Genomic DNA, 12,489 nt, shown 5'->3' with positions numbered 1-12,489 from the left:
TAAAGCAAGATGGTACAGGTGAGAGCACACCAGCCGATCAACACTGACGGCAGTATCAATCTCGAGGCTTGGCTCGATCACGCGGTCAGTATCGATACGGCACTGGATCGCGAAGCCTTGAAAGAAGCCTGCGAGTTCGCTCGCGAGGCCGAACAACAAGCCAATGCGGCGAAAAACCTGTGGTCCGAAGGGACCTCGAGTTTCCGCACCGGCCTTGAGATCGCCGAGATTCTCGCCGACCTCAAACTCGATCAGGATTCGTTGGTCGCGGCAGTCTTGTACCGCGGCGTGCGCGAAGGCCAGATCCAGTTGCCGGCGGTCAGCCAGCGCTTCGGCCCGGTGGTCGCCAAACTGATTGACGGCGTGCAACGCATGGCGGCGATCAGCGACAGTCTGAGTCCGCGTAAATCCATGGTGATGGGCACCCAAGGCCAGGTGGAAAACCTGCGCAAGATGCTCGTGGCCATGGTCGACGACGTGCGCGTCGCGCTGATCAAACTGGCCGAGCGCACTTGTGCGATCCGTGCGGTAAAAACCGCCGATGACGAGAAGCGTAACCGCGTCGCCCGTGAAGTCTTCGACATCTACGCGCCGCTGGCTCACCGCCTCGGTATCGGTCATATCAAGTGGGAGCTGGAGGACTTGTCCTTCCGTTACCTCGAGCCCGACCAGTACAAGCAGATCGCCAAGTTGCTCCATGAGCGACGGCTGGATCGCGAGCGCTTCATCAGCGATGTGATGACCCAGCTCAAGAACGAGTTGCAGGCCACCGGCGTCGAGGCTGACATCAGCGGCCGTGCCAAACACATCTATTCGATCTGGCGCAAAATGCAGCGCAAGGGTCTGGAGTTCAGCCAGATCTACGACGTGCGCGCCGTTCGCGTGCTGGTGCCGGAAATGCGCGACTGCTACACCGCGCTCGGCATCGTCCACACCCTGTGGCGGCACATCCCGAAAGAGTTCGACGACTACATCGCCAACCCGAAAGAGAACGGCTACCGCTCGCTGCACACCGCGGTGATCGGCCCTGAAGGCAAGGTGCTGGAAGTGCAGATCCGCACCCACGCCATGCACGAAGAAGCCGAGCTGGGGGTTTGCGCGCACTGGCGATACAAGGGCACCGACGTCAAGTCCGGCTCGAACCACTATGAAGAGAAAATCTCCTGGCTGCGTCAGGTTCTCGAGTGGCACGAAGAGCTGGGCGATATCGGCGGCCTTGCCGAACAGCTGCGGGTCGATATCGAGCCGGACCGGGTTTATATCTTCACTCCCGACGGTCATGCCATCGACTTGCCGAAGGGCGCGACACCGCTGGACTTCGCTTACCGCGTGCACACCGAAATCGGTCACAACTGCCGCGGCGCCAAGATCAACGGGCGCATCGTGCCGCTCAACTACAGCCTGCAAACCGGTGAACAGGTCGAGATCATCACCAGCAAGCACGGCACTCCGAGCCGCGACTGGCTGAACCCGAACCTGGGTTACATCACCACGTCGCGGGCGCGGGCGAAGATTGTTCACTGGTTCAAGTTGCAAGCCCGCGATCAGAACGTTGCGGCCGGTAAAACCTTGATCGAGCGCGAACTCAATCGCCTCGGCCTGCCGCAGGTGGATTTCGACAAGTTGGCCGAAAAGGCCAACATGAAGACCGCCGAGGACATGTTCGCTGCGTTGGGCGCAGGCGATTTGCGCCTGGCGCAACTGGTGAACCTGGCGCAGCAACTGGTCGAGCCGGAACGCGGCAACGAACAGCTGGAGCTGATCCCGCGCAAAGCCACCGGCTATAAACCGGGCAAGCGCGGCGATATCCAGATCCAGGGCGTCGGCAACCTGATGACCCAGATGGCCGGCTGCTGCCAGCCGTTGCCGGGGGACGCCATCGTCGGTTACATCACCCAGGGCCGTGGCGTGAGCATCCACCGTCAGGACTGCGCCTCGGTGCTGCAACTGGCCGGGCGCGAGCCGGAGCGGATCATCCAGGTCAGCTGGGGGCCGGTACCGGTGCTCACCTATCCGGTGGACATCATCATTCGCGCTTACGACCGTTCCGGTCTGCTGCGTGACGTGTCGCAGGTGCTGCTCAACGAGCGGATCAACGTGCTGGCGGTCAACACCCGCTCGAACAAAGAGGACAACACTGCGTTGATGTCCCTGACCATCGAGATTCCGGGGCTGGATGCGCTGGGGCGGTTGCTGGGGCGTATTTCCCAGTTGCCGAACATCATCGAAACCCGCCGTAACCGCACACCGTAAGGCGTTCACTTTTTTGTGGCCGCCAAGCTTTTGTGGGGCTGGCTTTTTTGATTGCGGCGGTGCGGCGATCCGACAAGCCAGGTTCCCACAGGTTCTCGCAGAGATTGATTGATGTATTCACTTGAAGACCTGCTGCACCTGATGAACCGTCTGCGCGACCCGCAGTACGGCTGCCCGTGGGACATCAAGCAAACCTACGCCACCATCGTCCCGCACACCCTGGAAGAAGCCTACGAAGTTGCCGATGCTATTGAACGCGGCGATTTCGATCACTTGCAGGGTGAGTTGGGCGACTTGTTGTTCCAGGTGGTTTATTACAGCCAACTGGCTCGGGAAGAAGGGCGCTTCGAATTCGCTGGCGTGGTCGACAGCATCACGCGCAAGTTGATCCGCCGTCATCCTCACGTATTTCCCACCGGTGATCTGTACGCGCCGCTGGACGTCCCGCGTCTGAATGAAGAGCAGGTCAAGCAACGCTGGGAAGAGATCAAGGCCGAAGAACGCGCCGAGAAGTCTTCGGCGCCGGAGCAGTTGTCCTTGCTCGATGACGTACCCGCGGCACTGCCGGCGTTGTCCCGTTCGGCAAAACTGCAGAAGCGCGCAGGGCAGGTCGGGTTCGATTGGCCGGACGCCTTGCCGGTGCTCGACAAGGTTCGCGAAGAGCTCGATGAAGTGCTTGAAGCCATGGCCGACAATGACTCGGCGGCGATTGCCGATGAAGTCGGCGACCTGCTGTTTTCCGTGGTCAATCTGGCGCGTCACCTCAAGGTCGATCCGGAAACCGCACTGCGTGGTGCGAACACAAAATTTGAAAGACGCTTCCGATTTATCGAACAGGCATTGCGCGACACCCACCGTCCCATAGAAGATTGCACCCTCGAAGAGTTGGACGCCTTGTGGGGCGAAGCCAAACGTCAGGAAAAGAATTTGCCCAGCTGCGGCTGAGCTGTTGCCTAAGTGAGTAAGCACCATGAGCCTTTCCCTTCGCGACCAGTTGCTCAAAGCAGGGCTGGTCAACCAAAAGCAGGCCAAACAGGTCGGCAAAGAAAAACAGAAACAACAGCGTCTGGCCCACAAAGGCCAGATCGAACTCGATGACTCCCAGCAGCGTGCGGCTCAGGAAGCCATGGCCGAGAAGGTCAAGCGCGATCAGGAGCTCAACCGTCAGCAGCAGGAGAAGGCCGAGCAGAAGGCCCGAGCCGCCCAGGTCAAGCAATTGATCGAAGTCTCGCGCCTGCCCAAGCTGAACACCGAGGACTACTACAACTTCGTCGACGACAAAAAGGTCAAGCGTATCTCCGTCAACACCCTGATGCGCAACAAGCTCAGCAGCGGTTCCCTGGCGATCGTGCATCACGCTGGCGGTTATGAAGTGATCCCTCGTGAAGCGGCCCTGAAGATTCAGGAGCGCGACCCACAGCGCATCGTGCAGCTGAATGTGAAGACAGAAGAAGTCAGCACCGAAGACGATCCGTACGCGGCCTATCAGATTCCTGACGATCTGATGTGGTAAGCCGTTAGCAGCTGCAACAACGACAAACCCCGCTCATGGCGGGGTTTGTCATTTTCAATGCGGTGGTTATGCAGAACGCGCTTCGCGTTGCTGCTCCAGTGATTCCAGTTCGGCCTTGTATTGGTGGGCTTCGGTCTCGGAGTGGAACATCCCGACCAGCAGGTCTTGTTGATGTACATCCCAGATGCGGATACCGGCGGCGATGCCTTCATGGGACATATGTGAATCGTCGCGTTCAGTTACTTTTACAGTCATCTGCTAGCTCCAATCTCTGTTATCTGCAGCAAGGCGTGTGCAGGCCTTTGTTATAAGTTTTGTTAGCTGGCTAAGTAAACGGCTGAAATCGGTAACGGACTTTTTCAAAAACGGAGAAAGTGCTGCAGCCCGCGAAATACGCGACATTCAGTCGCAGGCTGTTGAGTTCCATGACAAATGTTTCATGTTTCAAGGGCTGTCTGGCCGTAGATAAAACCTGGCCAAAAAAAACGCCCCGAACCAGTCGGGGCGTTTTTATGTGTGGCGTAGGCGGGTATTACTTACCCTGCCAGCGCTTCAGTACCAGCGTGGCGTTGGTGCCACCGAAGCCGAAGCTGTTGCTCATCACGGTGTTGATGGTGGCGTCTTCGCGAGTCTTGGTCAGGATTGGCATGTCTGCCACTTCCGGGTCCAGTTCGTCGATGTTGGCGGAACCCGCCATGAAGTTGCCTTCCATCATCAGCATGCAGTAGATCGCTTCGTGAACGCCGGCGGCGCCCAGGGAGTGACCCGACAGGCTCTTGGTGGAGCTGATGGCCGGAGCGTTGTCGCCGAACACTTCACGCACACCTTTCATTTCCATCACGTCGCCGACCGGAGTCGAGGTGCCGTGGGTGTTCAGGTAGTCGATCGGTGCGTCAACGGTGGACATGGCCATCTGCATGCAGCGGATGGCGCCTTCGCCGCTTGGGGCGACCATGTCGTAGCCGTCGGAGGTCGCGCCGTAGCCAACGATTTCCGCGTAGATCTTCGCGCCGCGGGCCAGAGCGTGTTCCAGCTCTTCGACCACGACCATGCCGCCACCGCCGGCGATGACGAAACCGTCACGCTTGGCGTCGTAGGCACGGGAAGCTTTTTCCGGAGTTTCGTTGTACTGGCTGGACAGGGCGCCCATGGCGTCGAACAGGAACGACTGGCTCCAGTGCTCTTCTTCACCGCCGCCGGCGAATACGATGTCCTGCTTGCCCATCTGGATCTGTTCCATGGCGGTACCGATGCAGTGAGCACTGGTGGCGCAGGCAGAAGCGATGGAGTAGTTCAGGCCCTTGATCTTGAACGGGGTGGCCAGGCAAGCGGAAACAGTGCTGCTCATGGTCCGCGTTACGCGGTATGGGCCGACGCGCTTGACGCCTTTCTCGCGCAGGATGTCCAGCGCTTCCATCTGGTTCAGCGTGGAGGCGCCACCGGAACCGGCGATCAGGCCGGTACGCGGGTTGGAAACTTGCTCTTCGGTCAGGCCGGAGTCTGCGATGGCATCTTTCATGGCCAGGTAGGCGTAAGCCGCCGCGTGGCCGACGAAGCGATAGATCTTGCGATCGATCAGCTCTTCGAGGGGAAGGTCAATGGAGCCGGAAACCTGGCTACGCAGACCCATTTCGGCATATTCCGGGTTGAACCGGATGCCAGGGCGGCTTGCACGCAGGTTAGCGGAGACGGTCTCTTTGTCATTGCCCAGGCACGAAACGATGCCCAGACCAGTGATAACGACGCGGCGCATGCGGATAACCCTTAGAAGTTGTCAGTGGAGGTGAAAACGCCGACCCGAAGGCCTTCGGCGGTATAGATTTCGCGGCCGTCGACAGTCACGGAACCATCGGCGATGGCCATGTTCAGTTTGCCTTTGAGGACGCGTTTGATATGGATGTTATAGGTGACTTTCTTGGCGGTCGGCAGTACCTGGCCAAAGAATTTCACTTCGCCCGAACCCAGGGCGCGACCGCGGCCCGGCAGGCCTTGCCAGCCGAGGAAGAAACCGACCAGTTGCCACATGGCATCGAGGCCCAGGCAGCCCGGCATCACCGGATCACCTTCGAAGTGGCAGGCGAAGAACCACAGGTCTGGAGTGATATCCAGCTCGGCGACCAATTCACCTTTGCCGTACTTGCCACCCTCTTCGGAGATCAGGGTGATGCGATCGACCATCAGCATGTTCGGGGCGGGCAGTTGCGCGTTACCCGGGCCGAACAGCTCACCACGACTGCAGCGCAGCAGGTCTTCCCGGGTAAAGGCGTTTTGTTTGGTCATGCGAGCTCCTCAATAGTCCATGCGGCAGGGGGGCGAATCTTCCCGGCCGATCGAAGCGTTCATGCCTCGAGTCAGCAGCCTACTCATAGACTATTGCGTTGTAGTGAAAGTCACAGTACCAAGGACATGAATGTACACTTGTGCACTGAAATTATTATTCAAGCCCCTTTTAGGGCCTGTTCGGGTGCCTAAGACTGCCGCACTTTCGTCTTTCACGCCAGTCGCAGATCGTCGAAAGGCCTGCACTACTGCACCCAACGCTGCAGAATTTGCTGCAGATCAGTGCGTTTAAAGGGCTTGGCCAGGTAATCGTTCATTCCCGCGGACAAACAGGCTTCACGATCGCCCTGCAAGGCGTTGGCCGTCAGGGCAATGATCGGCACGTCAGCGCAGCCGGGCAGTTGGCGAATCTGTCGGGTGGCCTCGTAGCCGTCAATGACCGGCAGTCGGCAATCCATCAGAATCGCTTCGAAAATCAGGCTCTCGGCGCTGCGCACCGCTTGTGCACCATCGGTGACGACGCTGACAGTAAAGCCCAGGCTGCGCAACATTGCTTCAATGACGGTGCGGTTGACCGGGTTGTCTTCCACCAGCAACACATTGCGACCTTCGCCGTGGCCATTGCCGGTATGTACTCGCGGCGTCAGCACCGGCAACGACTGCTTATACAGCGCCAAAGGAATTTCCAGGGTGAACACCGAGCCGACGCCTTCTTCGCTTTGAGCACGCAAGGTGCCGCCCATTCGTTCTGCCAGAGTGCGGGCAATCGGCAGCCCCAGCCCGGTGCCACCGTAACGTCTTGAAATAGTACTGTCGGCCTGCTGGAACGCGTTGAACATCAATTCCAGGCTTTCGGCCGGGATGCCGATCCCGCTGTCGCGCACGGTGCAGGTGAACCACAGCAATTCGTGATCCAGCGACTGCCACTGCGGTTCGATCGTGACGCGGCCCCGTTCGGTGAATTTCAGCGCATTGCCGACCAGGTTGACCAGGATCTGCCGGATCCGCGTCGGGTCGCCCTGAACCTGCAGGGCGCGCATGTCCTCGGGGATCTGCAGTTGCAGGTCAAGCCCACGTTGCACTGCGCCGTGCTGGAACGACTGGGCGCAACTGGTGATCAGGTCCGCGAGGTTGAATGCAATATGCTCCAGCTCCAGTTCCGAGCGTTCGATGCGCGAGAAGTCGAGAATGTCGTTGATCACTTTGAGCAGGTGTTCAGTCGATTCAGAAGCCAGCGCGGCGTACTCGATCTGTTCCTCGGTCATCGCGGTGGTTTCCAGCAGTTGCAGCATGCCCAGCACGCCATTCATCGGCGTGCGCAGCTCATGGCTCATCATCGCCAGGAAATCGGATTTGGCGTTGTTGGCCTTTTCCGCTTCCTCGCGGGTCTGGATCAATTGCGCCATGGCCTGATGCTGTTCGCGGCTGGCTTGTTCAAGGCCCTGGGCAAGGTTGTTGATGTGTTGTGACAGGGCGCCCAGTTCGGTGTCATCGACAATCGGCAGGGGCGTTTTGTAGTCGCCTTTCTGGATCGCCTTGACCGCATTGCCGATGTCATGGATCGGTTGCGACAGGCTGCTGGCCAGACGCCGAGCCAGCAGAAAGGTAAACAGCAGGGCGAACAGAGCCAGGATCCCGGCCTTGAACAGGATTTCCTGCTGGCGCTGGTTGAAGGCGTCATTGGACAGACCGACGATCACCCGGCCCAGGTAATCCTCTCCCGGCTTCGTGGGGGCGGTGCGGCTGTTCTGGAAGAAGTCATTGTTGAGCGCGATGCGTTGCAGCCGCACCGGTGCCTGGAACACTTCGACCTGGTGCGAACGATTGTGGGTTTCCGACGGTTGTTCGACGTACACCAGAACCCGGTTGGTGCGGTCCTGAACCTCCAGAAAACGCACATTGGGCGTGGCCAGGGTGGCTTTGAGCAAACTCTCGAGCACGTCGTTATTACCCGAGATCACCCCGTATTCGGTGGCCGGCGCCAGTTGGTTGGCGATCAGTTGACCGGTGTGGTTGAGTTCCTGGCGCAGGTCCTGGATTCGCACGAAGGTGAAAAAACTGATCAGCAGCAACGTCAGCAGCAGCGCCGGGCCGAGGCTGATGATCTGGGTACGGGTATTGATGTCCCAACCGCTATGGAAGGTCATGGGCGATGTTCTCCTTCGGCCAGCTGTGTTGCGACAGAGGCTTCATTCATCGGTTCAATGCTTAATGAACGAGCCACTTGCGGGTTGCTCAAGACCTTGAAGTGCTGCGGATAAAGGGTGCGCGGCCAGGTGCTGGAGGGGCGGTCGAGCAGTTCGTCGAGAATCTTCAGCCAATCGCTCTGGTCGCTGTAGGTGCTGGCGAGGCTGCCCGCCCTGACGAACGCGGCATTGGGACCGATCAGCGGCAGCTGCCGTGCGTAGCTGCTGAGCAGCAGGTTTTTCACGGTTTTGGGGTTGTACAGATCAGGATCATCCAGGCCCAGCAGCACATCGCTGTTTTTCAGCAGGGCCTGCAACGGGCGACTGTCATTGGTGTTGTCCCAACGCTCGGTGACCACTTCAAGGCCCAGGGGCAGGGCTGCCTGATGCAGTTCCTTCAGCAGGAATTCGCTGTGGCTGTCGAACAGCACGCCGACCCGTCGAGCCTCGGGCAGGACGAGTCGGGTCAGGCGCAATTGTCGATCCAGCGGCGGATCGCTCCAGAGCAGGCTCAGGTGCGGTGGCGAAACATCGCCAAAGCGTTGGTGGGCTTGCAGACGGCTGATGCGCAGCACCAGCGTTGCCGGGCCTTGGGCGTCTTGCAGGCGCCAGTCGAGGCTTTGCAAGTCGAGCAGAATCAGGCGGGTGCTCGCAGGCAGTTGGCCGGGTGCCGGCAAGCTGGCGACCGGCTGGAAACGCACGCTGTCGGTGGGGCGCAACTCGCTCAGGGCCTGGACGAAAGACTGCACGCCAGGGCTGTCGTCGGCGCCGGTCAGCAGAATGTCGGCGGCCCGGGCCGGCAGATTGCACAGCAGCCCGGCAAACACCAGGCACAGCCCGGCCAGCAGGCGGCCAAGGGTTGGCGTCTTCCGTGGCAGGCAATACGGCATCTTAAAACTCCAGCTCCGCGCTGAAGTAGAGCACCCGGCGTTCGTCGTAGTTGTTGTCGACGAAAGTGGTGGGCTGATTGTCGAGGCGTTGCTGGAGGATCCCGGCCAGCTCCAGATTGGCCTTGCCCAAGCCGATACGTTTGGCGAGGCGGGTGTCGACCCGTTCGAAGCGGTAACCGTTGAGGGCGTCGGCGCCATAGTAGAAGAGCGCGCTGTTCCAGCCCTGGCCCCAGTTGCGCAGCCAACCGGCGGAGCCGCTGTTGCGCGCCGTTTGTTGTGCATCCAGCGGGTTGCTCGCCTCGGCATCGACATAGGCGTACGTCAGGCGCAGACGATCGGTGCTGCTGACGCGCCAGTCCAGTTGGGTTTCCGTCCCTGAGAATCGTGAGCTGTTCGAGTTGCTGGCAATGTACTGATTGTTGCGCAGCGGTTCGCTGATCATGCCGTTGATTTCGTCGTAGAACAGCTTCACATCGACCGTCAGCCCCCAGTCTGTGAAGTAGCCGTTGTAGCCCAATTCCCGGGAACGCATGCGTTCCTGTTCGAGGTCACCCGGGCCACGGGTCCTGACGAAATAGCGGGCGCTGGTCTGGCCATAGGCACTGGGTTGCAGGTTGGTCACCTGGTAACTCCAGTTGACGCTGTTCTCGAACATGTCCGGCGAGCGGACGGCTTCCGAATACACCGCGCGCAAACCGTGGCGCGGGTTGATCAGATAGTTGACCGCCAGTCGTGGGGTCAGTGAACTGCCGGTCAATTGCGTGTCTTCGAACATCGCCCCGCCTTGCAGCAACCAGTGCTCGGTGGCGCGCCACTCGAGTTGGCCGAACGCCCGCCAGGTGGTGTCGTCGAGCGTGCCATTGAAGTAGGTCTCGGAATCGGCCCGGTCGTAACGATAGTTCATGCCGCTGACCAGCCGCAGCGTGTCGGACAGGCTGAGGGTGTCTTGCAGTTCGAGGTCGTAGCGCGACTCTCGGGCACTCTGGTCGATGTCGCCGCACAGCGTTTTGTTCGCGCCGTTTCGCCATTGCGCCAGAACCTGATTGGCCAGGTCTTGTTCTGCCGCTGTACCGGGGGGCGCGCCGGTGAAACGAGCGATGTTGCGCGCCAGGCGTTCGGTGTAATTGGGATTGAGGTGCCAAAGTTGGGTCAGCTCCGGGCTGAACGAGATCTCGGCATCGCAGGCACGCCAAGTCTGCTGACGATCCCAGTGTTGCGCCGAGCCTTGAATATAAAGGCTGTGATCAGGGTTGATGTCCAGGTTCCAGCGCAGCGAGCCGGCGTAGTCCTTGGCGATGACGTCGGAATTGTTCCCAGCGGCGGTAATCCCTGAGAACACCGGGCTGTAGGTATAGGGCCGCTGGTTGGTCCCGTCCTTGGCGTTCAGTTGCCAATCGATGCTCTGATTCTCATTGAGCGTCTGGCTGACGGCGAGGCTGAAGCGATTCAAACGACGGTTGTCGCGATAATCGGCGCCGGTGCGGTCCGAGTCGAACCCATCGTCTTGTTGGCCGGACAGCGACAGGCGCAAGTCGCCGCTGTCCCAGCCCATACCCTGGCTGGCGTAGAAATCGTTGATGCCGCGTTGGCCTCGGGTGATTTTCAGCCGCGTGCCGTGGCTGTCGGCCGGTTTGCGGGTGATGATATTGACCACCGCCATCAGCGCGTTGGCGCCGTAGCTGACGGTGTTCGGGCCACGGAAAACCTCGATGCGCTCGATGTCTTCCATGGCCACCGGAATATCACTCCAGTCCACCGTGGCCAGGCCCGCGCGGTACACCGAGCGGCCGTCGATCAGCACTTGCATGCGCCGCGCTTCGCTGGCGTTGGTGCCATGGTAGTTCACCGCTGCCTGGTTGCCGCTGATATTGCCGACCATCATCCCCGGTACCAGCCGCAGCAACTCGCTGATGTCCCGCGCGCCGCTGGCGTTGATCAGCTCGCTGTCGATCACCGTCATGCTGCCCGGCACGGCCGCCGGCGACTGCTTCAGGCGCGTCGCGGTGAGCACTTGCGGCAACGGATCGTTGTCCAGGAACAGGTCGTCGGCCAGCAATGGCGAGCTGAACATCAGCGCCAGTACCAGTGGCGAGCGAGGAGAGGGAGAGCCAAAAGACACGGCACGGCCTTGATAGCGATTAATTGGCGCGCATGTTAACCGAGCGCAATGACTTTTCCAGTCACGTTGTGGGCATTTTCCTCGGTTTTCTTGGTCTTCTTCCTACAAGTGCCGGTAATTGATGTCGGGGCTGGCCGCGACTGGGCCGCTCCGTATAATGCGGGCATCGCCACTGGTATGGATTAACGGATTGCATATGACTGAACAGCGCCCAATTGCGGTCCTGGGAGGCGGAAGTTTTGGTACCGCCGTGGCTAATCTGCTGGCCGAGAACGGGCATCAGGTGCGGCTGTGGATGCGTGACCCCGAGCAGGCCGAGGCCATTCGGGTCAATCGCGAGAACCCGCGTTACCTCAAAGGCATCAAGATTCTTCCGGCGGTGGAGGCAGTCACAGACCTGCAAGCCACGCTGGAAGCCTGCGACCTGTGCTTCGTCGCGTTGCCCTCCAGCGCGCTGCGCTCGGTGCTGGCGCCTTACGCTCAGCTTTTGAGCGGCAAAATGCTGGTGAGCCTGACCAAAGGCATCGAAGCCCATACGTTCAAGCTTATGAGCCAGATTCTTGAAGACATCGCCCCGCAAGCGCGCATCGGCGTGCTGTCCGGGCCGAACCTGGCCCGTGAAATCGCCGAGCACGCGCTGACCGCCACGGTGGTTGCCAGCGAAGACGAAGACCTTTGCCAGCAGGTCCAGGCCGCGCTGCATGGCCGGACCTTTCGCGTATACGCCAGCGCCGACCGCTTTGGCGTGGAGCTGGGCGGGGCGCTGAAAAACGTTTACGCCATCATCGCCGGCATGGCGGTGGCGTTGGGCATGGGCGAAAACACCAAGAGCATGCTGATTACCCGGGCACTGGCGGAAATGACCCGCTTCGCGGTCAGTCAGGGTGCCAACCCGATGACGTTCCTGGGGCTGGCGGGCGTCGGCGATTTGATCGTCACCTGCTCATCGCCGAAAAGCCGCAATTATCAGGTCGGGTTTGCCCTCGGCCAGGGCTTGAGCCTGGAGGACGCGGTGACGCGTCTGGGCGAAGTGGCCGAAGGCGTGAATACCCTCAAGGTGCTCAAGGCCAAGGCTCAGGAAGTAGGTGTATATATGCCGCTGGTCGCCGGATTGCACGCGATTCTGTTCGAAGGGCGCACGCTTGATCAGGTGATCGGGTTGTTGATGCGTGGCGAACCGAAAACCGACGTGGACTTTATTTCCCCCAGTGGTTTCTAAGCACTTAACCGATACGAGCAGGGAGCGAG

At 60.1% G+C, this 12,489-nt stretch carries 10 protein-coding genes; 4 read left to right on the top strand and 6 right to left on the bottom strand.

Annotated elements, in window-relative coordinates; translation table 11 throughout:
- The first annotated feature begins 9 nt into the window (after positions 1 to 9).
- The 3 genes from relA to F475_RS26975 all read left to right on the top strand — a co-directional run bounded on the left by relA (position 10) and on the right by F475_RS26975 (position 3,766).
- Positions 10 to 2,253, top strand: coding sequence for a GTP diphosphokinase (relA, locus tag F475_RS26985; protein WP_018926290.1), 2,244 nt, complete (start codon positions 10 to 12; stop codon positions 2,251 to 2,253).
- A 111-nt stretch (positions 2,254 to 2,364) separates the two neighbouring features.
- Entirely contained in the window at positions 2,365 to 3,198 is an 834-nt protein-coding gene (mazG, locus tag F475_RS26980) for a nucleoside triphosphate pyrophosphohydrolase (protein ID WP_018926289.1), read from the top strand.
- Between the two features lie 25 nt (positions 3,199 to 3,223).
- Positions 3,224 to 3,766: a DUF2058 domain-containing protein gene (locus F475_RS26975; protein ID WP_018926288.1), complete on the top strand. Its 543-nt coding sequence runs from the start codon at positions 3,224 to 3,226 to the stop codon at positions 3,764 to 3,766.
- A 66-nt stretch (positions 3,767 to 3,832) separates the two neighbouring features.
- Here the strand turns inward: F475_RS26975 and F475_RS26970 are convergent, their stop codons facing one another.
- The 6 genes from F475_RS26970 to F475_RS26945 all read right to left on the bottom strand — a co-directional run bounded on the left by F475_RS26970 (position 3,833) and on the right by F475_RS26945 (position 11,241).
- A complete protein-coding gene (locus F475_RS26970; RefSeq protein ID WP_018926287.1) occupies positions 3,833 to 4,021 on the bottom strand; it encodes a hypothetical protein in 189 nt (62 codons plus the stop codon).
- Positions 4,022 to 4,298: 277 nt separating this feature from the next.
- Positions 4,299 to 5,519, bottom strand: a complete 1,221-nt coding sequence (fabB, locus tag F475_RS26965; RefSeq protein ID WP_007937568.1) for a beta-ketoacyl-ACP synthase I — start codon at positions 5,517 to 5,519, stop codon at positions 4,299 to 4,301.
- A gap of 11 nt (positions 5,520 to 5,530) precedes the next feature.
- Entirely contained in the window at positions 5,531 to 6,046 is a 516-nt protein-coding gene (fabA, locus tag F475_RS26960) for a 3-hydroxyacyl-[acyl-carrier-protein] dehydratase FabA (RefSeq protein WP_018926285.1), read from the bottom strand.
- A 245-nt stretch (positions 6,047 to 6,291) separates the two neighbouring features.
- The gene (locus tag F475_RS26955) at positions 6,292 to 8,193 is read right to left on the bottom strand and encodes an ATP-binding protein (protein WP_111455164.1); all 1,902 of its coding nucleotides are present in this window, start codon (positions 8,191 to 8,193) and stop codon (positions 6,292 to 6,294) included.
- Positions 8,190 to 9,122 carry an ABC transporter substrate-binding protein gene (locus F475_RS26950; protein ID WP_111455163.1) on the bottom strand — a complete coding sequence of 311 codons (933 nt, stop codon included), beginning with the start codon at positions 9,120 to 9,122 and terminating at the stop codon, positions 8,190 to 8,192. Before F475_RS26950 ends, F475_RS26955 begins: the two co-directional genes overlap by 4 nt.
- Position 9,123: 1 nt before the next feature.
- Positions 9,124 to 11,241 carry a TonB-dependent siderophore receptor gene (locus F475_RS26945; RefSeq protein ID WP_111455162.1) on the bottom strand — a complete coding sequence of 706 codons (2,118 nt, stop codon included), beginning with the start codon at positions 11,239 to 11,241 and terminating at the stop codon, positions 9,124 to 9,126.
- A gap of 196 nt (positions 11,242 to 11,437) precedes the next feature.
- Here F475_RS26945 and F475_RS26940 point away from each other — a divergent pair, with 196 nt between their 5' ends.
- The gene (locus tag F475_RS26940; RefSeq protein ID WP_018926281.1) at positions 11,438 to 12,460 is read left to right on the top strand and encodes an NAD(P)H-dependent glycerol-3-phosphate dehydrogenase; all 1,023 of its coding nucleotides are present in this window, start codon (positions 11,438 to 11,440) and stop codon (positions 12,458 to 12,460) included.
- The last annotated feature ends 29 nt before the right edge of the window (positions 12,461 to 12,489 follow it).

The sequence above is a fragment of the Pseudomonas sp. URMO17WK12:I6 genome (assembly GCF_003253625.1).
In the GTDB taxonomy this organism is placed as follows: domain Bacteria; phylum Pseudomonadota; class Gammaproteobacteria; order Pseudomonadales; family Pseudomonadaceae; genus Aquipseudomonas.
The sequence above is the reverse complement of the archived record's forward strand: the minus strand, read 5'-3'. Positions and strand labels throughout refer to the sequence as shown.